This window comes from Ureibacillus chungkukjangi, assembly GCF_044795995.1.
Classification (GTDB): Bacteria; Bacillota; Bacilli; order Bacillales_A; family Planococcaceae; genus Ureibacillus; species Ureibacillus chungkukjangi.
On record NZ_CP085009.1, the window covers coordinates 2,674,388 to 2,696,235 of the forward strand.

At 37.0% G+C, this 21,848-nt stretch carries 22 protein-coding genes and 2 other annotated features; of the genes, 6 read left to right on the forward strand and 16 right to left on the reverse strand.

What is annotated here, in order from left to right; translation table 11 throughout:
* Positions 1–99: 99 nt before the first annotated feature.
* A complete protein-coding gene (gene sspI, locus LG296_RS13240) occupies positions 100–309 on the forward strand; it encodes a small acid-soluble spore protein SspI (protein WP_107934183.1) in 210 nt (69 codons plus the stop codon).
* A gap of 53 nt (positions 310–362) precedes the next feature.
* Here sspI and LG296_RS13245 read toward each other — a convergent pair whose 3' ends face one another.
* Complete coding sequence (locus tag LG296_RS13245; protein WP_107934187.1) at positions 363–776, reverse strand: MarR family winged helix-turn-helix transcriptional regulator; 414 nt, start codon at positions 774–776, stop codon at positions 363–365.
* Between the two features lie 133 nt (positions 777–909).
* On the opposite strand from LG296_RS13245, the gene LG296_RS13250 reads away from it, so the two are divergent.
* Positions 910–1,425, forward strand: coding sequence for a CarD family transcriptional regulator (locus LG296_RS13250; protein ID WP_107934189.1), 516 nt, complete (start codon positions 910–912; stop codon positions 1,423–1,425).
* A 247-nt stretch (positions 1,426–1,672) separates the two neighbouring features.
* Here LG296_RS13250 and argF read toward each other — a convergent pair whose 3' ends face one another.
* From argF to LG296_RS13265, 3 genes are all read right to left on the reverse strand, one after another.
* A complete protein-coding gene (gene argF / locus LG296_RS13255) occupies positions 1,673–2,638 on the reverse strand; it encodes an ornithine carbamoyltransferase (RefSeq protein ID WP_404427052.1) in 966 nt (321 codons plus the stop codon).
* Between the two features lie 281 nt (positions 2,639–2,919).
* Positions 2,920–4,008: a M42 family metallopeptidase gene (locus LG296_RS13260; protein ID WP_107934193.1), complete on the reverse strand. Its 1,089-nt coding sequence runs from the start codon at positions 4,006–4,008 to the stop codon at positions 2,920–2,922.
* A gap of 99 nt (positions 4,009–4,107) precedes the next feature.
* The gene (locus LG296_RS13265) at positions 4,108–4,590 is read right to left on the reverse strand and encodes a dUTP diphosphatase (protein WP_107934195.1); all 483 of its coding nucleotides are present in this window, start codon (positions 4,588–4,590) and stop codon (positions 4,108–4,110) included.
* A gap of 93 nt (positions 4,591–4,683) precedes the next feature.
* On the opposite strand from LG296_RS13265, the gene LG296_RS13270 reads away from it, so the two are divergent.
* Positions 4,684–5,082, forward strand: coding sequence for a sigma-w pathway protein ysdB (locus LG296_RS13270; RefSeq protein WP_107934197.1), 399 nt, complete (start codon positions 4,684–4,686; stop codon positions 5,080–5,082).
* Positions 5,083–5,189: 107 nt separating this feature from the next.
* On the opposite strand, the gene metG is transcribed toward LG296_RS13270, so the two are convergent.
* Both metG and LG296_RS13280 read right to left on the reverse strand, forming a co-directional pair.
* The gene (gene metG / locus LG296_RS13275) at positions 5,190–6,830 is read right to left on the reverse strand and encodes a methionine--tRNA ligase (protein WP_107934199.1); all 1,641 of its coding nucleotides are present in this window, start codon (positions 6,828–6,830) and stop codon (positions 5,190–5,192) included.
* 69 nt (positions 6,831–6,899) lie between these two features.
* Positions 6,900–7,146, reverse strand: a binding site (T-box leader).
* Positions 7,147–7,704: 558 nt separating this feature from the next.
* A complete protein-coding gene (locus LG296_RS13280; protein WP_404427053.1) occupies positions 7,705–7,974 on the reverse strand; it encodes a DUF1294 domain-containing protein in 270 nt (89 codons plus the stop codon).
* A 190-nt stretch (positions 7,975–8,164) separates the two neighbouring features.
* Between LG296_RS13280 and LG296_RS13285 the strand changes: the two genes are divergently transcribed.
* A protein-coding gene (locus LG296_RS13285; RefSeq protein ID WP_235867716.1) for an IS3 family transposase occupies positions 8,165–9,495 on the forward strand; the annotation gives its coding sequence in 2 pieces (ribosomal slippage) (positions 8,165–8,546 and positions 8,546–9,495; 1,332 coding nt in all).
* Between the two features lie 227 nt (positions 9,496–9,722).
* Here the strand turns inward: LG296_RS13285 and rplT are convergent.
* The 3 genes from rplT to infC all read right to left on the reverse strand — a co-directional run bounded on the left by rplT (position 9,723) and on the right by infC (position 10,920).
* Complete coding sequence (gene rplT / locus LG296_RS13290) at positions 9,723–10,082, reverse strand: 50S ribosomal protein L20 (protein ID WP_107934203.1); 360 nt, start codon at positions 10,080–10,082, stop codon at positions 9,723–9,725.
* 99 nt (positions 10,083–10,181) lie between these two features.
* Positions 10,182–10,382, reverse strand: a complete 201-nt coding sequence (gene rpmI / locus LG296_RS13295) for a 50S ribosomal protein L35 (RefSeq protein WP_107934205.1) — start codon at positions 10,380–10,382, stop codon at positions 10,182–10,184.
* 34 nt (positions 10,383–10,416) lie between these two features.
* Entirely contained in the window at positions 10,417–10,920 is a 504-nt protein-coding gene (infC, locus tag LG296_RS13300) for a translation initiation factor IF-3 (protein ID WP_107934207.1), read from the reverse strand.
* A gap of 95 nt (positions 10,921–11,015) precedes the next feature.
* Positions 11,016–11,164, reverse strand: a sequence feature (ribosomal protein L20 leader region).
* 345 nt (positions 11,165–11,509) lie between these two features.
* Between infC and LG296_RS13305 the strand changes: the two genes are divergently transcribed.
* Together LG296_RS13305 and LG296_RS13310 are read left to right on the forward strand one after the other, a co-directional pair.
* Positions 11,510–12,718 (forward strand): glycosyltransferase, encoded by a 1,209-nt coding sequence (locus LG296_RS13305; RefSeq protein ID WP_107934208.1) that lies wholly within the window; start codon positions 11,510–11,512, stop codon positions 12,716–12,718.
* A complete protein-coding gene (locus tag LG296_RS13310) occupies positions 12,702–13,433 on the forward strand; it encodes an HAD-IIB family hydrolase (protein WP_107934210.1) in 732 nt (243 codons plus the stop codon). Before LG296_RS13305 ends, LG296_RS13310 begins: the two co-directional genes overlap by 17 nt.
* 55 nt (positions 13,434–13,488) lie before the next feature.
* Here LG296_RS13310 and thrS read toward each other — a convergent pair whose 3' ends face one another.
* From thrS to mutM, 7 genes are all read right to left on the reverse strand, one after another.
* Positions 13,489–15,420: a threonine--tRNA ligase gene (gene thrS / locus LG296_RS13315; protein WP_404427054.1), complete on the reverse strand. Its 1,932-nt coding sequence runs from the start codon at positions 15,418–15,420 to the stop codon at positions 13,489–13,491.
* 429 nt (positions 15,421–15,849) lie between these two features.
* On the reverse strand, positions 15,850–16,746 hold the full coding sequence (gene dnaI, locus LG296_RS13320) for a primosomal protein DnaI (RefSeq protein WP_235867539.1): 897 nt from the start codon (positions 16,744–16,746) through the stop codon (positions 15,850–15,852).
* Positions 16,747–16,786: 40 nt separating this feature from the next.
* Positions 16,787–18,172: a replication initiation and membrane attachment family protein gene (locus LG296_RS13325; RefSeq protein ID WP_107934216.1), complete on the reverse strand. Its 1,386-nt coding sequence runs from the start codon at positions 18,170–18,172 to the stop codon at positions 16,787–16,789.
* Between the two features lie 18 nt (positions 18,173–18,190).
* Positions 18,191–18,661: a transcriptional regulator NrdR gene (nrdR, locus tag LG296_RS13330; RefSeq protein WP_107934218.1), complete on the reverse strand. Its 471-nt coding sequence runs from the start codon at positions 18,659–18,661 to the stop codon at positions 18,191–18,193.
* A 366-nt stretch (positions 18,662–19,027) separates the two neighbouring features.
* The gene (locus LG296_RS13335; RefSeq protein ID WP_107934220.1) at positions 19,028–20,047 is read right to left on the reverse strand and encodes a glyceraldehyde-3-phosphate dehydrogenase; all 1,020 of its coding nucleotides are present in this window, start codon (positions 20,045–20,047) and stop codon (positions 19,028–19,030) included.
* A gap of 314 nt (positions 20,048–20,361) precedes the next feature.
* Positions 20,362–20,955, reverse strand: coding sequence for a dephospho-CoA kinase (gene coaE, locus LG296_RS13340; RefSeq protein ID WP_107934222.1), 594 nt, complete (start codon positions 20,953–20,955; stop codon positions 20,362–20,364).
* A 15-nt stretch (positions 20,956–20,970) separates the two neighbouring features.
* Positions 20,971–21,843: a bifunctional DNA-formamidopyrimidine glycosylase/DNA-(apurinic or apyrimidinic site) lyase gene (gene mutM / locus LG296_RS13345; protein WP_404427055.1), complete on the reverse strand. Its 873-nt coding sequence runs from the start codon at positions 21,841–21,843 to the stop codon at positions 20,971–20,973.
* Positions 21,844–21,848: the final 5 nt, after the last annotated feature.

Sequence of the window (21,848 nt, forward strand, 5' to 3'; positions counted from 1 at the left end):
GTATTAGTAAGGATTAACAAAACTCTCAACGTTTCTCTTTAATTACGATGTATAGTTTCGACATTGTAACGCAGACTAGTCATTAAGGAGGCGATTGTAATGAATTTTCAAATTAGACAAGCCATTGCATCAAATGTTACAGGTGATAGTGCTACAGAATTCCGCGATACTGTAGAGGATGCCATTTCCCGTGGAGACGAGCATTTATTACCTGGTCTAGGCGTGTTTTTAGAAAAATGGTGGAATTCTTCTACACCAGATGAACAACAGCAATTTACTGAAAAACTTTCTCAAGCATTTCAAAATTAAAGAATTGTAAGGCTGACAAGCTTCTAACTTCGTGTCTTGGCAGCCTTCTACCTTTATATTCCCCAATCACTTTTCAATATTGCTTTTAATTGTTGAATTTCAACATTTTCCGATATTTTCTTTTCTATATCCTTTTTTAAGACAATGTATTTATCAATACAAATTTGTCCAAGGTCAGTTAACTGAATACATTTATCACGATTATTACTCCCTGGAACCAACTCGACTAATCCCTTAGCTTCTAATTTCTTTATGACTTTATGGGCTGCTTGTCGGGATATTTGTACGTTTTTAGCAATCATCGATATTGTTGGCTGATGGTTGTTTACCTTTGACATGATGTACCATTCTGAATTTGAAATGGAAATATCGCTCATTTCATTCCATTTTTCTTCTAATATTCTTCGTATTGTACCGTGTCGCTCACTTATAAGGTCAAATAAGTCAAATTGTTCCACGTTTATCATTCCCTTGCTTTGCTATTTCGAGATTAATATACTCAATGACTCAGCGTTTGTCAACTAAGTTGACATTTTTCATCAAATAACCTATAATAAAATAAGTCAACCTAGTTGACAATACGTACTTGGGGGCGAAATAATGTATAATATTGGCGATACAATCATTTATTCTTCTCATGGATTATGCCAAATTGACGGCATCAGTGAAAAAACCTTTTCAGGTGTAACGAAAACCTATTATGTACTACACCCACTTAATAATGAAAAATTAGAAATCAGTACTCCTGTTGATAATAAAACAATCTCAACGCTTATGGCCAAAGAAGAAGCAGAAGAAATTCTGAATTTATTTACACAACCAGGTGTCGAATGGATCGATAAAGGCAATCAACGTACACAAGGCTATTCGTTAATTGCTAAAAAAGGTGATCGTAAAGAACTTGCAAAAGTAATTAATACATTACTTGTGAAAAAAAATGAGCTAGAAAATAATGATAAGAAATTCCCAGAACAAGATCGTAAGCTTTTAATCTCCATGCAAAGTATTTTATTCTCAGAACTTGCCCTTGCGTTAGATACAACGACAGAGGATATATCTGGAAGAATCCAGCACTTATTAGGAATTGACGGCGAAGTTCTCCTAACAAATGAATAGCAGTGTTTTCACAGACAGCATCTTAAAGTATCGATCCTTTTAAGAGCTGTTTTTTCTTTTATCTATTTCCAATAAAAAAAGCAACCCAGCGTCTCCCAGGTTGCCTTTACTATGTAGCGATGCACCGCTCCATCTTGAACGTTTGCATCGCCCGAAATCTCTACAGCGAGTCCCCCATAGACAGATTTCTTTTATATTCCTCAAGTAAAAATATACCACCCGTATAATTTTTACCCTTTTAAAACAATTAAGCTAAAATTGATGCCAGTACTGCCTTTTGCGCATGGAGTCTATTTTCCGCTTGCTCGAAGATGTATGAATTTGGTCCGTCGATTACTGAGGTTGCTACTTCTTCTTCGCGGTGTGCTGGTAAGCAGTGCAAGAACATGTAATCAGGCTTTGCATGGGCAACTAGTGCATCGTTAATTTGATAGTCCTTGAAGTCCACCAAGCGCTTTGCAGTTTCCTCTTCTTGCCCCATACTAGTCCAGACATCTGCATAAATCGCATCTGCATTTTTAACAGTAGCTATTGGATCAGTTGTCACTGTAACTAGGCTGCCATTTTCTTTGGCAATCTTTTGCGCCTTTGCAATAATTTCTGCATCAGGCTCATAACCAACTGGAGTTGCTACCACAATGTCTATTCCTACATGTGCAGCCGCAACTACTAGTGAATGTGCAACATTATTGCCGTCTCCCACATAGGCAATCTTCAACCCTTTTAGTTCCCCTTTATTTTCAGCAATCGTCTCTAAATCAGCTAATGCCTGACAAGGATGATATAGATCTGTTAACCCGTTAATAACCGGGATTGAAGCATGGTCTGCTAATTCCTTCACCATTTCATGAGAATTTGCACGTATCATAACTGCGTCAAGGTAGCCTGATAAAACATGCCCTGTATCTGAAATAGGTTCACCACGGCCAATTTGCATATCACGAGAATGCATAAACATCGCTTTTCCGCCTAGCTGGTTCATGCCAACCTCAAAGGAAATACGTGTACGTGTTGAATGCTTTTCAAATATCATCCCTAATGTTTTACCCTCTAGTAATCTCGGGCATTTGCCTGCCTTTGTAATCTTTTTAAGTTGTGAACTTAAGTAGATTAAATCTTGAACTTCCTCGCTTGAGTAGTCCAATAATGTCAATAAGTCCTTCCCTTTAAGGCTTGACACTAACTTAAGCTGAACCTCTTCTAATAATTTCATAGCTTTTGCCCCCAAACTTCCGATTGATGATGAGTTCATTATACATATGTATATTTATTAAATCAAGTGTATTTTTATAATTTATCTAACTTTTTACAATTCATTATTTATACAGATAAACAGATATATTATTCATAAAATAAATAAAATACTCATTATCACTTATAAAAATTCACATCATCGCATTCACCACTATTAAACATATGCAAGTCCTTAGAATTTAGTCACAAAGACAAACAAAAAAAAGGAACAGAATAAATTCTGCTCCCTAGTTTTAAATATTAATCAAAAATAATTTTATTCACAGTATCACGGTCTAACTTTTTAACAAGTTCAACGATTAGTTTTACTGTGTTTTCGTAATCATCACGGTGTAAAATAGCTGCATGAGAGTGAATATAACGAGTTGCGATACCGATTGCCATTGCAGGTACACCGTTTGCTGTTAAGTGGATAGATCCTGCATCCGTTCCCCCACCAGGTGTTGAATCGAATTGATATGGGATGTTGTTTTCTTCCGCGACATCTACAACAAAGTCACGAAGTCCTTTGTGTCCTACCATAGAAGCATCAAAAATTATAATTTGCGGGCCATCACCGATTTTAGAAGTCGATTCCTTAGGAGTAATGCCTGGTGTGTCACCAGCTACACCAACATCAACTGCAAAACCGATATCCGGTTGAATTTTAAATGTTGCAGTTTTGGCACCTCGAAGACCTACCTCTTCCTGAACATTCCCTACACCATATACAACGTTCGGATGCTTTGTATCCTTTAATGCCTTTAAAACATCAATTGCAATCGCACAGCCAATGCGGTTATCCCACGCTTTAGCTAAAAGCAATTTTTCATTTTTCATTACATTAAATTCAAAGTAAGGCGTAATCATATCGCCTGGGCGAATACCCCATTCCGCAACTTCTTCTTTTGAGCTCGCCCCGATATCGATGAATAATTCTTTTAAGTCCATTACTTTTTTGCGTTGTTCTGCCGGTAAGATATGAGGTGGCTTTGAACCGATTACCCCAATGATTTCCTCACCTGAACGAGTTGTGATTGTCACACGCTGTGAAAGCATTACATGACTCCACCAGCCACCAACTGTTTGGAATTTGATGAACCCCTTATCATCTACTTGAGTGACCATGAAACCAATTTCGTCCAAGTGACCAGCAATCATGATTTTCGGACCGTTTTCATCCCCAACTTTTTTAGCAATTAAGCTTCCTAAATTATCTTGTTCAATCTCGTCAGCAAATGGCTCAATATATTTGCGCATTACTGCACGAGGAGCTCTTTCATTACCTGGAATACCGTTTGCATCAGTTAATTCTTTTAACATTTTTAATGTATCATCTAATTGCACCATTGTTTGCCCTCCTAAAATGACTCTTCCTAATTATACCTCTTTTATTTCGGTTATTGAAATACATTTCCCTTTTTACTAAGTGAAAGTTTTACGAAGGTTCTAATAACCATTTCTTTGACGCTCATAGTTTTTTTCATTTTTGGCTAAATAAGCTTGAATAATGTCTTCTAAAGAAAAGTCTAAATTGAAAGCCAATACCCCATAATATTGCCATACATCTTGATAACTATCCCTAGTAGGATTTTGAATAAATGCTAAAATAACCTCCTGTGTACGTAAAAACCAAGTCGTTAAATCCTCTTTCACCTTTACCTCTGGCCAATTTTCCAGTGACAATCCCTTAGCATTTCCAAGAGATAATAGAAAGTGAATAGAATCCACGAATTCCTCCAAAATAACTTCACGCTCTGAAGGACCTTTTGTACTCCAAAATTTAAAGCATCTTGTTTCATTTGCCAGTTCTGCTAGCTCAATCATTAAAGCAAGTCCTTTTTCTTTAAAAACATCGCGCTTAATATTCTGCGTATTTTCAATAAAAGTATCTAATTCTCTTTGCATTACAAATAATTCGTTAAATTTCATAAAAAAATCCCTCAATTTCTAAATAAAAATGAAACCTATTGTCCTTCTTAATCGTAAAGGAACTTACAACGTTTTTACAAGGGGGAACTTGTCTTGGCTCTTCTACTATTCCGTTTGCTTATTATCGTATTAGTCGTTTACATATTTTACAAAGGCGTTCGTTACCTTACTGACCCTAAGCGTAAGCTCGATGAAGCTTTTGAAAAAGGCGAATATTATTTCTATGACGACGTAAAAAATGTTCGTAAAAATTTTTTCATTTCTTATAAAGGTGCTCTTTTTGAGGGTGAGAAATATCTAGGAACTACTGAAAATGCGTTTGAAGTTGTATCGATTTTCGTTTGGGTACACGATACTATGAAGCTTCAAGGGCTTACGAAGGATGATTTCTACTATTTAGAAAAGGAAATTCAGATGAGCTATCCAAAGGCTAATATTAACTGGAAAAATCCGATTGAACAGTTAATGAAAGATTCAACGAATAAAAGTTGAATTTGCACCTTTTTTGTTGGTAGCATATCTTCCGAAAATAAGGATTGTCTAACATGCCTCCATCTATGCATCCTCGACAATCCTTCCTTTTTTGCGAAAGAAAAATATTATTTCACAGCTGAATTTTCTTTTAATTTTTCAACCTCCTCTTCAATTAGTTTAAGATCTAAACGTTCAAATAGAGGTTCAATTTTCTGTATTTTGTATGGCAATTCAGTTTGAACAATCCATCTAGCTTCATTTAAAGCAAGCATTTCAGTTATTCTAGCTGCAGCAAATGGCAAGAACGGCTGTAATACTCGAGCAAGATTTTGAATGATAAAAACACAAGTTGCTAGCGTCTCTTTACATTGCTCCATCTCTTCCTTCACCTGAATCCATGGCTTTCGTTCATCAAAGTATCGATTTGCTGTACGGACATAGTCAAACACTGTTTCCAACGGTAGTTTGAAATGTCCCGTTTCTATTAATTCTCCAACTTTAATATATAACTCCTTTGTTTTCTCTTTTATTTTTTCATCTACTTTTGCTTGAGGAATTTCTCCATCAAAGGATTTTTCAATAAACTTCAGTGTTCGATTTACAAAGTTTCCAAATGCGCCGAGCAACTCACTATTATGGCTATAGATAAACTCTCTCCAAGAAAAATCAGTATCTCGATTTTCAGGTGCATTTACCGTTAAAAAATAGCGAATTGAATCCGGATCGTATTTCTGTAAGATTTCAGGGAGCCATACAGCCCAGTTTTGACTAGTTGATAACTTTCGTTTTTCCAAGGTTAAATACTCATTTGAAATAATATGAGTTGGCAATGCAGGATTGTTAATTCCTAAAAGAATTGCTGGCCAGATAACCGTATGGAATGGAATATTATCCTTCCCATGGATATAGTATGAGATTGTTTTTTCGTTCCACCAATCCCCTAGATTCACTTGATTCAGTTTTGCCCATTCCATACTTGCCGTCAAGTAGCCCGCTACTGCCTCAATCCACACATAAATCTTCTTCCCCTCAAATCCTTCAACCGGCACATCAACACCATTCGGTAAATCTCTAGTTACTGCTCGATCTGGCAAACCTTCTGCTAAATACCTCTTTGTAAGATTAATAGCATTTTCTCGCCAAAGCTTTTCTTGTTCGGCTTTTGCAGTATAGGCTTCAAGCTTTTTTTGAAAAGCACTAAAGGAAAAATAAAAATGCTCCGTTTCTTTAATGACTGGTTCTATTCCACAAATTTTGCATCGTTTATCGATTAAATCGAGCGGATCTAAAATCTTCGAGCAGCTATCGCACTGATCCCCTCTTGCTTTCGCTCCACAGCTTGGACAAACTCCTTCTACAAAGCGATCAGGTAGAAATTGTCTATCGTGCTCACAATATGCTTGCTCGATTTTCTTCTTATATAAATAGCCATTCTCTAATAAGTTTAAAAAGATTTTCTGAACAGATTTGTGGTGATGGGCTGAATCAGTTCGTGTATATAAATCATAAGAAAATCCAAGCTTGTTAAACACTTGCTCGAATTCCTCATGATATTTGTCCGCTATTGCTTTAATCGTTGTATTTTCTTGGTTAGCTCGAATCGAAATGGGGGTTCCATTACAGTCACTGCCAGAAACATATAAAACCTTTTCCCCCTTTTGACGATAATATCTCGCTAAAATATCCCCAGGTAATAATGCAGCAATATGCCCTAAATGTAATGAACCATTTGCATACGGCCATGCCCCACCTACTAAAATTGTCATTAACACTCTCTCCTTTTTAATGTTTTACTAACAAAAAATGACCACAAAAAAACGCCCTAATCGAAAAACGATTAGGACGAGTGCTCTCGTGGTACCACCTAAATTTACAAACAGCTCACACCATTTGCCTCTATCAGTACGTGTTCATACTGCCGCTGTTGTAACGAGTGCCTTTCTCGTCGTAGCCTACTCCCCATGGTTTCAGTACGAAGCTTCGAAGGGTCATTTTCAATAAGTTTCGTTTGCCTCATTTCCACCAGCAGAAGCTCTCTTTAAAACTACCTCTTACTTACTTTTCCTTCTCAAACGCTTTTAAATAGTAATTAATAACTAATTATAGACGTTGTTTTGGGGTTTTTCAATAGTTGAATATTCGGAAATTTTTGGAGTGGTGAGATTTGTAGTGAGATGAATTAGAGTTGTTGATCGGGTATTAGGCTTTGGTTAATTGGAATTTGAGGAGTTTTCTCTTTATAACGGAATAGAACGATATGAGGTATATTTATGTATCGTGCTCTAACTGTATTAACTGAAATAAAGCGCATCAATATTTCTATGAAAGCCAAAATTGGAGATAGTTCCTGGTGAAGTGGCTTTCATCACTCTTATGAATGCCACTTTTTTTGTTTGATTCTTTAAAAGTGGTTTTCATCTCCTTTATGAATGCCATTTTTTTAGTTAAATTTTTTAAAAATGGCTTTCATCACCATTATGAATGCCACTTTTTTAGTTAAATTCTTTAAAAGTGGCTTTCATTCCTTTTATGAAGCAGTTCACATTACTGATTACACGCCGCAATGCGTTTCATCTTTTCTTTTTGTCTCTCAAATAAAAAATGCCGATCATTTTAGCTTGATCGGCATTTTATATCAATCTAGAATATAGTAAAGATTCTCACGACAATAAAGATTTGAATGGCTGCAATGATAGGAAATCCAAATGAAAAGGAGTTGTGCTTCGTTTTGTGGCGGAATAAGTACATTCCTATTACGCCACCACATGCGCCACCAAGGATTGCCAATGTAAATAAGGATTTTTCTGAAATACGCCATTCGTGATTTCTGGCTCGAGATTTGTCAATGTACATAAAAATACAAAGGACAATTGACATCACTACTATATAGGCTAAAAATGCAAATTCCATAGAAAATGCCTTCTTTCTACAATAGAAAAAACGATTCAATTAAAGTTTTTTCCAGCTTAAGATTATATTCTTAAATAAAAAGGCTGATAGGATGTAAAATGTACCCTATAAGATGGACACTTTAAAAAAAGTCCTTCTTGTAGGGTACTTTTGTTTATAATGAGAAAAAAGATGTTGGAGCGGAATTAGAATGACGAAAAGATTATTAACGAAAAAAGAACAAGAACTGCTAAAAAGAAACCCTTATGTAAAGTCAGTCAGCGAGAAAGCGATTACCTATACCGACGAATTCAAACGTCATTTTATTGCAGAAAATGAACAGGGGAAGCTACCTAGAGATATCTTCGAGGAAGCTGGCTTAAGTGTGGACTTAATTGGAATGGATCGTATTAAAACAGCGGGGAAACGCTGGCGTGCAGCCTATCGTAATTCTGGCATTGTAGGTTTACAAGATACTCGTAAAATGAATTCCGGCCGACCTTCTGAACGGAAATTAACCCCAGAAGAAAAAATCGCCCGTTTAGAAGCGAAAAACCAGTTATTACGTGCAGAAAATGAACTACTAAAAAAGCTCGATCTACTCGAAAGGCAGATGTTGAAGAAGAAATTACAATCGAAACGAAACTAAAATTTGAATTAATCCACCAGACGCTTCAAAAGTATAAACTAAAGCGTATGGTGAGCTATCTATGTAAGGTAATGGGTGTGTCTCGTTCAGGGTTCTATCATCATTTTGATGAAAAATCAGCGCAAAATCGCGCCAAACAAGATGAAGCAGATGAAGTGGTGAAAGACATCATTTTAAAGGCGTATCATTTCCGAGGACGTAAAAAGGGAGCACGCCAAATTAAAATGACGCTTCAAAGCCAATATAGCATCACCTATAACTTAAAGCGGATTCGCCGCATTATGAAGAAATTTAACATCATCTGTCCAATTCGCAAGGCAAATCCTTATCGAAGAATGGTCAAAGCGACGAAAGAACACCGCATTTATGCGAACGAATTAAAACGCAAATTTAAACAAGGTATAGTGGGTAAAGTGTTATTGACAGACATCACATATTTGCCATATCGAAACGGCAAACGTGCATATTTATCAACGATTAAGGACGCTGAAACGAACGAAATTCTAGCTTATGAAGTGTCATCTTCTTTACACTTGGACATCGCTCTGAATACGTTGAAGAAATTAAAAAAACATTCGCATTTAGCAGAAGATGCCTTTATCCATTCCGATCAGGGTTTCCATTATACAAGCCCGATTTACCAGGCATTGGTGAAGAAAATGGGTTTAGGTCAGTCTATGTCACGGCGAGGAAACTGTTGGGATAATGCGCCTCAAGAATCATTCTTTGGGCATTTAAAAGATGAAACAAACTTTAGCAATTGTGAAACGCTTGAAGAAGTAAAACGTGAAATCAAAAGTTACATGACCTATTACAATCATTATCGTGGGCAATGGAATTTAAAAAAGCTGCCGCCTGCAAAATACAGACAGCAGCTTCAACAAGTTGCCTAGGCTCTTTTTCAAAATGTCCTTTACAAAGGGTACACTTTAATGTCCTACCAGCCTTTTATATGTTCACTTTACACCTGAATATGTAAATGTGATGTTATTTCCGCACCTGCCGCTTTCGCCACAGAAATAATTTTGCACCTGCCGCAAAGCTTTCGGTGCAGAAATAATTTTGCACCTGCCGCAAAGCTTTCGGTGCAGAAATAATTAAATTTGCGGAGCAAATTTAATTATTTCGCTACAGCTTTTTTAGCTGCATCTGCTAATTGTGCAAATGCTGCGCTATCAGTTACAGCTAGGTCAGCTAACATTTTACGGTTAACTTCGATTCCAGCTACTTTTAAACCGTGCATTAAACGGCTGTAAGAAAGACCGTTTAAACGTGCAGCTGCATTGATACGAGTGATCCATAATTTACGGAAATCACGTTTCTTTTGACGACGGTCACGGTATGCATATTGACCTGATTTCATTACTGCTTGGTTAGCAACTTTGTATAAAGTATGTTTAGAACCATAATAACCTTTTGCTAATTTTAAAACCTTTTTACGACGCTTGCGCGTTACTGTTCCGCCTTTTACGCGTGGCATACTAATTACCTCCTGCTGATTCTTCCGAATGTTTAATATAAAAATACGTTCAATTATTACATAAAATCCACGAAGGGATATATCTTCTTAGAAGAAAGATTATTTCATGTAAGTTAATAAAGATCTAATACGTTTGAAATCACCAGATGAAGCAACTTTTGCTTTACGTAGGTGACGTTTTGCTTTTGTAGATTTGTTAGCGAATAAGTGGCTTCCGTAAGCACGGTCAAATTTTAATTTTCCTTTGCCCGTTTTTTTGAAACGCTTCGCAGCGCCACGGTGAGTTTTCATTTTTGGCATTTCGAATTTCCTCCTAAACTATTCGTGGGTATTACTATTTCTCGTTCTTTGGTTGAAGAACTAAGAACATGCTTCTGCCTTCCATTTTCGGTTTTTGTTCAACCGTTGCAACTTCAGCACAAGCTTCAGCAAAGCGATCTAAAACGCGTTGACCAATTTCCTTATGAGTAATGGCACGACCTTTAAAACGTAAAGAACATTTTACTTTGTCGCCCTTCTCTAAGAATTTGATAGCGTTACGTAATTTCGTTTGGAAATCATGTTCATCAATTGTTGGACTTAAACGAACTTCCTTGATATTGATGATTTTTTGATTTTTACGAACTTCACGGTCTTTCTTTTGCTGTTCAAACTTAAACTTACCATAGTCCATAATACGAGCGACTGGTGGCTTAGCTTGAGGGGCCACAAGGACAAGATCCAAGTTTACACGAGCGGCGATTTCTAACGCTTCGTTACGAGATTTAACTCCTAGCTGATCACCATTATGATCGATTAGACGAAGTTCACGCGCGCGAATGCCTTCGTTTACATACATGTCTTTGCTAATACGAATCCACCTCCAGGTTTGTGTCGGGAATACATGAGTTAAGAGCAAATATGCCCGGTTGAACGGTACACTTCCTAAGTATGTCCATAAAAAAAGGACGGACATTTCAGAAGATGTCCGCCCGCTATATATTCATACGCTCATTAGTCAGCGCAAATAATTCAACGTGTCAATACCTGTTAACTGCTATAGCGTCATTCAGGTGAGAAGCGGGCAGCCTCTACTTTTAACTATATCTGTATTCATAACCATATCAATGTTAACATCTATTCCCTTTAAAGTCAACACTTTAAATAGGCTTACACCTTTTTTAGAAATTTAACTGATATTTAACAACAACTTATTTAACCATGATTATAAAAAAATAGCAACAATATTTTTAAACCAAGACCTAAATAATATTCTTTTTGTAAATTTCGACATTTTATTCAAAGAAAATGTTTTAACCAAAAAATTGAAGGGAAGAAAATCTACATCTCTCCTTCTCTAGCTAAGTTAGAAAAGGATGGCTAAAAATAAGAGCGCTCAAGCAGCGAAGTGATATTAAAAGCATATACAAACAAATGGAGGTATAAGTATGACTCAAAGAAAAGTACTATTTATCTCGGATCATGGAGATCCCTTAGCTCCACTAGGAAGTAAACAAGCTGGTGGTCAAAATAACTATGTTCGCCAATTGGCATTATCCTTAGAAAAAATTGGCTATGCAGTAGATGTGGTTACACATTGGTGCTTAGAAGACGCTCCCCAAATAGAACCTTTCGGCAAGGCAAGTCGAGTTATCCGTTTAGAAGCAGGAAAAAAAGGTTTCGTCGACAAGAACGAATTATTCAATCTGCTTCCTAATTTTTATAATGAAATGAAAAGTATAATCGATTTATCAGAATACGAACTTGTTCACACACACTATTGGTTATCGGGTGTGCTTGGTCTACAGATTAAAAAGGATTTCCATTTACCGTGGTTCCACACAAACCACTCCTTAGGAATTGCAAAGGAATTAGGAACTGGTGTCCAGGATAAAAGACGTCTTTACTATGAAGATAAAATTTTGTCAGAGGTAGATCAAATTATCGCTACAACTCCAAATGAAAAGCAATTAATTCTTGATACGGTCACATCACCTTCAACAATTCATGTAGTTCCAATAGGTGTTGCAGAAACCTACCATCACTTATATGATAAGCCTTTTGATTTCGGGAATTATTTTTTATTTGTCGGACGTTTAGAGGAAGCAAAAGGCATCTTCGTACTAATTCAATCATTCCGCGAATTAGTGGAGAAAAAGAAAATCTCAAAAGACATCAAGCTGCTTATAGCAGGTGGCACCACATCTAATGTAGATGTAAAAAATCATTATCCAAAGGATCCAAAAATGAGACAAGCCATCAAAGGACTAGAAGATCACATCAAATTTTTAGGTCCACAAAATGAACAGGAGCTTGCACTACTATTTAAAAATGCTATAGCAACTGTAGTACCTTCTTATTACGAATCCTTTGGTATGGTGGCAGCCGAAGCACAAGCATGTGGCTGTCCGGTCATCGCTTCAAAAGTAGGCGGTCTGAAGGACATTGTCATCCCAGGTAAAACAGGGTTGCATGTAACAAAAGGCAGTATACCAAAGCTTGCAGAATCAATGCATTTACTATTAACTAAGCCGCAGATTGTTAAAGAGTTAAAAAATAATGCGCGCAAGTTTGCACAGCGTGAATTCAAATGGCAGCTTATCGCAAAAAAAATCAAACATCTTTATGAGGTGACATTATATGAAACTGTTAGGTAGTGCAATATTAGCAACCGACCTTGATAATACATTAGTCGGTCATAAAGAAAAATTAGACCAGCTTTGGTACTACTTTAAAACACAAAAAATCCCTATTTCTTTAATCTATATCACTGGTAGACACTATGATTCGGCGGTGAAGCTTATAGAAGAACACCAGCTACCTAGACCTAGTATTTTGATCTGTGATGTAGGAGCTTCAATCTATATTGGCCCTGATCTAGAAGAGGATGAACAGTGGCGCCTGATTACATCTGCTGATTGGAATCCCGAGCTAATATTAAACGTAACCAAGCAATACAAATATCTTGAACGTCAGCCATTACCAAATGATTATCGTCTATCCTTCACCATTGAGAATGATCCAGGCTATGTAAAGGAAGTAGAAGAAATGTTAAAGCTATATTGCTTAGCCTTCTATTTAATGTATAGCTCAAACAAAGATGTTGATATTTTACCCTCACATACTAATAAAGGGGAAGCCTTAAAATACGCTCTTCAAAAATACGCACCAGAACAATTCCGAATATTGGTTGCCGGAGATTCAGGAAATGATATCGATATGCTTCGTTTAGGATTACCTGCAGTCATTGTAGGTAACTGCCAGAACGAAATTAAACGATATCGCTATCTGCCAAATGTTTATTTTGCCAAGGATTCCTTTGCATCAGGAATACAAGAGGGCTGGGAGTATTTCTATCAATCAGCCTATTAAATCACACTAAAAAAACTTGGATGAAAAATTAATTTTTTCATCCAAGTTTTTCATTTTATTTATTTGCTTCAGCTGTAATCATTTCTAAGAAGCTTTCTAAAGAAACAGTTTCAGAATCCTTTGAGCCGTAACGACGAATGTTAACATCGCCAGCTTCCATTTCCTTGTCACCTAATACAAGCATATAAGGAATTTTCTTCATTTGTGCTTCACGGATTTTGTAGCCTAGTTTTTCTTCGCGATAATCCATTTCTACACGAATGCCTGCTGCTAGAAGCTTTTCTTCCACTTGTTTTGCATAGTCAAAGTGAACTTCGTTTGATACAGGGATAATTTCCACCTGAACTGGTGCTAACCAAGTTGGGAATGCCCCTTTGTATTCTTCAATTAGGAAGGCAATAAAGCGTTCCATTGTTGAAACAACTCCACGGTGAATAACTACTGGTCTATGCTGTTTACCATCTTCTCCAACATAAGATAAGTCGAAGCGTTCCGGTAATAAGAAGTCAAGCTGAACTGTTGATAAAGTCTCTTCTTTACCGATAGCAGTTTTAACTTGAACATCTAATTTTGGACCATAGAATGCAGCTTCACCCTCTGCTTCAAAGTATTCTAGCCCTAATTCATCCATCGCTTCTTTTAACATGCTTTGTGCCTTTTCCCACATTGCATCATCATTGAAGTATTTCTCAGTATCCTGAGGGTCACGATAAGATAAACGGAACTTATACTCTGTTAGGTCGAAATCTTTATATACATCCAGCACCAGTTCAACTGTACGCTTGAATTCTTCTTTAATTTGGTCTGGACGAACAAAGATATGAGCATCGTTTAAAGTCATCCCTCGAACACGCTGTAAACCAGATAAACCACCTGAAGATTCATAACGGTGCATTGTGCCAAGCTCTGCAATACGAATTGGCAACTCGCGGTAAGAGTGCATGCTGCTTGCATAAACCATCATATGGTGAGGACAGTTCATCGGACGCATTACTAATGTTTCGTTGTCCATCTCCATTGGCGGGAACATATCCTCTTGGTAGTGCTCCCAGTGACCTGAAGTTTCATATAAACGTTTTGAACCAAGAACTGGAGTGTAAACGTGTTTGTAGCCTAGGCGCAATTCCTTATCGACAATGTAACGCTCTACTGTACGACGGATTGTTGCACCGTTTGGTAACCAAAGTGGTAAGCCTTGACCAACAGTTTGTGATAATGTGAATAGCTCAAGCTCTTTACCGATTTTACGGTGATCACGTTCCTTTGCTTCTTCAAGCATTTGAAGGTGGTGCTTTAAATCTTCTTTGTTAAAGAAGGCTGTACCGTAAATACGTTGAAGCATTTTGTTATCAGAATTCCCTCTCCAATAAGCCCCAGCTAAAGACAGTAACTTGAACTCTTTTAGTTTACCTGTTGATGGTACGTGAATTCCACGGCAAAGGTCGAAAAAGTCACCTTGATAATAAATTGAAACTTCTTCGTTGGCCGGGATTGCTTCTAAAAGCTCTAATTTGTACTCATCATCAACTTCTTCATAGATTTTTTGCGCATCATCACGTGAAACGTTTTTACGCTCAATCTCAATGTTTTCTGAGATGATTTTTTTCATTTCTTTTTCGATTTTCGGGAAATCGTCAGCAGAAATTGGTTCAGGCGCATCCACATCATAGTAGAATCCACCTTCGATAACTGGACCGATACCAAGTTTAATACCTGGGTACAAACGTTTTAATGCTTGTGCAGTTAAGTGGGCAGTTGAGTGACGTAGGATCTCTAAAGCTTCCTCTGATTTTGGTGTAATAATTTCAATTGCACCATCTTCTTCAATTGGTGTTTTTAGATCGATTAATGCACCGTTTAATTTACCTGCTAATGCTTGTTTTTTTAGTCCTGGGCTGATTGAGCCTGCCACTTCTGCTGTTGAAGTACCACGCTCAAATTCCTTTACTGCGCCATCTGGGAAAGTTAATTTAATAATTTCTGACATGTCCATTTCTCCTTTTCATTCTAATTTTGGCAGAAGGTGCATGTAAAACTCCTTAAATGCTACGCTTCCTGATTCTGATTGATAGTCATACGTAATCAATTTATTTTTGCCAAAATAAAAAGCGCCATCCCTATGAAAGGGACGACGCGTATGCTCGTGGTTCCACCCTTCTTCCTTCCGATACCTATGTATCAGACGAAGCTCTAGGTCGGTTAACGTACCGAATACGTTAGCGGATTATCCCCGCTAATGCTCCAAGGTAGTAAAGAATGTGTTCGTTACTAGGAAGCTTGCAGCCATGGCTTCCCTCTCTTTAAGTCGTTTCACAAACCTATTGTCCTTATCAAAGCATTTAGATATTGATTAATTACAATGTAGTATACGCTCGAAGTTTTAAAATTGCAACATTGAAATAAAGTTTTTTTACTTTTAGGTTCTTCGATTCATACCTTCCATTTGAATTGGCGTAGTAGTCGCTTTAATACGTTCCATTATTCGAGCTGCTTTAACTACCTCTACACCACCTTTTTGAGAATTCGCTAAGTGATTTTCAAGTCCATCATAATCAAAATTAGATGTTATAAAGGTCGGTAGCTCTTCTGCCATACGATAATGTAAAATCGTACCTAAAATTTCGTCACGTGTCCAAGTAGAAAGAGTTTCTGCACCCAAATCATCCAGCATTAAAACAGGCGCTTTCTTCACAAAATCCACCTTTTCTTGAAGTGAATTATCAGAGATTGCTTGCTTCATTTCGCTTAGGAATTCAGGAACGAAAACTACTACAGAGCGTATTTTCAAGCTAGCTAATTCATTTGCAATGGCACCGAGCACAAAGGATTTCCCTACACCAAACGGGCCATAAATATAAAGACCTTTTGAAGGTAATTTACCCGTTTCCTTTACTTTTTTGATGAACTTAGAAGCTAACTCTGCCACATCCATCTGTGAATCATTTGTTAATAAATCTTTTACTCTAGCTCGTAAAACGTCTTTAGGCATATACATACTCGAGATCATTTTCGCTGATTCACGTCTCTCCTCTTCAATCAGCTTTTGTTCACATTTGTAATACTCAATTTCAATTGAATTACGAATAATTGAGAGCTTTGGTACAAAACCATTTAAGTAATTCGTACAATTATCCGTATTATCGCAACCGCAGCAAGTAGAATTCTGGCTAATGTACTCAGATAATGTTGTTAAACCTCGCTCCACCATATCTTTATTGACAACTTGGTCATTTTCTTGTAAAAACTTTTGAACTTGAGCATTTTCTAAGATTTCCTGTCTCATTTTTTCATATCGTTCTTGAAAAGAAGGCATTTTTATCACTCTTTTAAGAGCTTCATTTATAGGTTCGATTTTAGTTCACCTCTCCATCTGATTGTCCCAACGCTTCTAATATCTTTTTACGTCGTTCCTCAGTTGACTTCTGTTTTTCGATATCCGGCTGCTTCGTTTCATCCTGTTTGTTTCGTTTATAGAACCATTCTGGAATTATTTCTTTACTTTGGCGTTGTTGATTTTTATAGCCTGTACCGCCCGATTTCGAGCTTTGTGGTTTATTGTCGTTTTCATTTTTCCATTTTGTATACTGATCTCTTTCAGTTCGTGCTAATTCCATAGCCTCTTTAGCCGTTGTTAAGTTCTTCCGCATCCAATGATCTGCAATTCTTTCCACATATTTTCTTGGAAGCTTCATATCAGTTGTCAGCATTACATATTCAAGCAACACATTTACCACACCAACCGGCATACCGTGCTTCATGATTAGATCCTCTGCAAGCTCTACTGATGATGGCAATGGTTCTTTTCCGTTGTTGATATCTCTCAACACTTGAAGTGGAGGCGTTGTTTCTAGATAGATTTGAAGATCCTGCTCCTTAGATGCTTTTAAAGGTATTTGTGGACTTTCGCCTTGAATAAAGGTTTTCTCCATTTTTGGTGCATCCTTTGAAACAGTTAGCTTATAGTAATCTGCAGCTGCCTTTTTTAATCGATCATTAGAAATTTTCATATTATCATCAAGAGCTAAAATAACAACCTTTTGCATATCCAATGGCGATAAATGATAAAGAAAGGCAAGCTTTGCAATTACCTCCTTCACTTCAGCTGTAATACTACTGGCAGGAATAAGGTTTTCCGATAAGCCAGACATTAATAAATTAAAATCAAACTGCTCAAAGTAAAAAGGATATTCCTGCTTTTTGCTGACACTCATCTCTCCAAAATCCTTTGGAACATTCATGTGCACCGGCTTGTACACATCTATAAATGAGCGGGAAACTTCATTAAACGAATCCTTATTAACCGCTCTTGTAAAGCGTTTTCTTAGTTTACGGTATGCCTGTTCCCCAATTTTAGAGAATAAGAACATTGAAAGTAACGGATCCTGAAAAAAAGCAGGTGCATCAAGAGGCCGACTTAATTCATATATAAATCGGCGACTATCTTCTTCATCCTTACGCCATGTCCTAAGTAGTCCTATCGCCTCAAGGGCAATTCTTGCTTCGAAAATTTTCCCTATTGGCATATTTAATACATTCATCAAATAATAATGGGTCATTGGCTGAGTATTATGTAAATCTTCCCCTTCTGCCCATAATGTTAAATAGAGACTAATTGGTTCAGGTCCTGTTAAGGGTTGATAAAATAATGTTAGTAATTGACGTTCATTAGTTGATAAAAAATGAGGGAGACTGATCTCAAAATGATCCGTTGGCTGTACTTCTTTATACAAATGAACCATTTAATTCCCTCCATAGCTTTATTTTTTCAAATCTGACTGACGTTGAAGCAGTTCTTTCATTTCTGCGATAAATACATTTATATCTTTAAATTGGCGGTAGACAGATGCAAAACGAACATAGGCTACCTCGTCTTCTTTTGCGAGTAAGTTCATAACCTTTTCCCCCACATCGTCTGAACGCACTTCGGAGTTGCCGATTCTTCGTAAATCCTTTTCGACAGACATCGCAATTCCTTCTAAAGTGTCTAAGGATACTGGGCGTTTTTCACAAGCTCGAATAAGACCGCGCAATACTTTTTCACGACTAAATTCTTCCCTCGAACCATCTTTTTTAACAACGATTAAAGGTGTTTCTTCAATTTTTTCAAATGTTGTAAAACGAACACCACAGGATTCACATTCCCGGCGGCGACGTATTTCTTTATTATCATCAACAGGTCGTGAATCTACAACCCGTGTTCCATTATATTGACAAGCTGGACATCTCATAGTAATTCTCCCGTCTCACTCTATTTCATAACACTATTATAACAAATCTCATTTATATAGAAAAATAGCAGTTAATTTGTGCTCGTAATAGTAAATTTTAATATATTTCACAGTAGAAAAACATGGTTTTCTTAAATATTTCTTTTTTGAACGAAACGGGAATCATGGGAAATTTATTTTTATGAGGGGGTTGAGTTGGGGTGGGGGTTGAAACTCACTTCCAATCCGAATTCCATCCATAACGAGTTTCATTCCACTTATGAAACTCACTTCAATCCTGATTTTCTCCAACAACGCGTTTCATCCCAGTTAAATAAAAAAAGATAGGAGCAATAAATACTCCTACCTTCGTGTATTATTTCACAATTATGCGTGTACTGCTTTTAATGCTTTAACGATTTTCTTAGTTAGGTCAACTACGCGTGCAGAGTAGCCCCACTCGTTGTCATACCAGGCAAGAACTTTCACTTTGCGTGAGCCCATTACCATAGTTAACTGACCGTCAATTGTTGAAGAATAAGTTGTAGTGTTGTAGTCTGTTGAAACTAATGGCTCCATTGTGAAATTTAAAATTCCTTTTAATGGACCTTCACTTGCTGCTTTGAAGGCTGCATTTACTTCTTCAATTGTTACGTCTTTTTGTAGATCTACTACAAGGTCAACTAGAGAAACGTTTGAAGTTGGTACGCGCAATGCCATACCGTGTAATTTACCTTTTAGTTCAGGTAATACTAGTGATAACGCTTTTGCTGCACCAGTAGAAGTTGGGATAATGCTTTCTGCACATGCACGAGCACGGCGTAAATCCTTATGTGGATTATCTAAGTTCTTTTGGTCATTTGTATAAGCATGAACTGTAGTCATTAAACCATTTTCAATACCAAAAGTATCATTTAATACCTTTGCTACTGGAGCTAGACAGTTTGTTGTACAAGATGCATTTGAAATTACATCATGTTTGTCGATATCTAATAGCTCATCATTCACACCCATAACAAGCGTAATATCTTCATTTTTACCTGGAGCAGTTAAAATAACCTTTTTTGCACCAGCTTCTAAGTGCATTGCTGCTTTTTCACGATCATTAAATTTACCAGTTGCCTCAATTACAATATCCACACCTAATTGTTTCCATGGTAATTGTAGTGGATCACGTTCACTGATTAATTGTACATGTTTACCATTTACGATTAACGCATTCTCTTCAGTTTCAACCGTTCCTTCAAAACGACCATGATTTGTGTCATACTTAATTAAATGTGCTAACGTTTCTGCTGGGTAACTTGCATTTATCGCAACAATATTTAATCCCTCTTGAGCAATCGCTTGGCGGAAAACCATGCGTCCGATACGGCCAAAGCCATTAATAGCAATAGAAACTGTCATTATTAAAATTGCCTCCTATATTTGAAGTTTATATTAGTTAATTTTCATCTTGTAATTAGTATAACACATTTACGCAAAAGGTGAACACAATTTAACCAAAATAAAGAAGTTTCTATATTCTGAAAAGTCGACAATTATTTTTGAATCCAGTAGTTATAATCACTGTGATACTTTATATAACAGTAGTTATAGTTTTTCCTACCCATACTTAAATATTCTGAAACAAGAAAAAGGCCGACTCATAAAAGTCGACCAATTGTATAGCATATTTGGTTAAATAATCCGCCTAAAGTACAAGATTAATGTATAAAGCGCTAAATAACGTTCCAGTTACGCAATATAGTTTCTAATTGCTGAGCCGTTTCTTCGATTGTCCCATTATTATTTATAACCGCGTCTGCCCCTTGCTCTTTTACACTAAGTGACAGCTGTGTTTGAATACGTGCTTTTGCATCACCTTCAGATAATTGGTTTCGCTCCATTAAACGCTTTAGCTGCGTTTCTTCCGAGACTGACACAACCAATATCTTCTCAACAAAATGCTGTAATTTACTTTCAAACAATAATGGAATATCCATAACAACTGTTTTTTCACCATTCTCAACATGCTCGTCTCGTTGACGAAGCATTTCCTGGCGTATTGCAGGATGGATGATGCCGTTTAAAACTTTTCTTTTTACTTCATCATTAAATATGATAGCACCGATTTTTTGACGATTCATAGCTCCATCTTCTGTTAAAGCATCTTCACCAAAAGCCTCTACAATTTTTTGCAGGGTAGATGTTCCTGGTTCTACAACAAGTCGAGCAACAACATCTGCGTCAACTATAGGTAAACCATATTCCTTTAACATATTGGCCACGGTACTTTTACCGCTCGCTATACTGCCTGTTAACCCAATAATCATTCCCCATACACACCTTTAATGCTGACATTTCGGACAATATACCGAAGTACGTCCGCCTAATATCAATGATTTTGTAGCCGTATTACATTGTGGGCAAGTTTTCTTCCCGTACATTTTTAAACGGTCCTGCATCCCGCCAGCCTCACCGTTTATATTGCGGTAGTCTGAAATTGTTGAGCCACCCATTTCAATACTTTCCTGTAAAATCGTTCGAATCGCCTCAAACAATTCAATTTTTCTTTTTTTACTAATGCGATTTGTTTTTCTAGCAGGATGTATGCCCATTTTAAAAAGAGCTTCTGTTGCATAAATATTGCCACAGCCCGAAATGACCTGTCCATCCATAATCACTTCTTTAATGGGTTTGTTTTGATATTTAGACTGCTCACACTTTTCTAAAAAGAAATCACATGCCCCTGTCTCAAAAGGCTCAGGTGCCATTAGAAGCAGTGGTGGATGCTCCTCAACTTTTCTTATAAAGCGAAGCTCCCCAAAACGTCGAATATCCGAATAAACTAACAGGTCCCCAGTCTCCAGGGTAAATATGGCATGTACATGCTTACGAAACTTATCTTCTGTAATTTCGCTTAATGCTTGTACAACAAACCATGCTCCAGACATCCCTAAATGATTCACAAAAAGAAACTTCTCTTCATTTTTTTCTAAATGAAAATAAATATACTTTGAGCGACGGGTAATTCTTTGAATCAGCATTCCTTGCATAGCCTCTTCAAAAAGATTCGGCTCTATATTTTTGACAATGCATTGCTTGCCTAGTCCAAAAGAGGTGTAGATTGTTTCAGAAAGCTCACATTTAGTAATGAGCTTCCCTTCAACTGCAGGCACCAGTGCCCGAACAACCCCTTCTACCTCTGGTAATTCAGGCATAATTC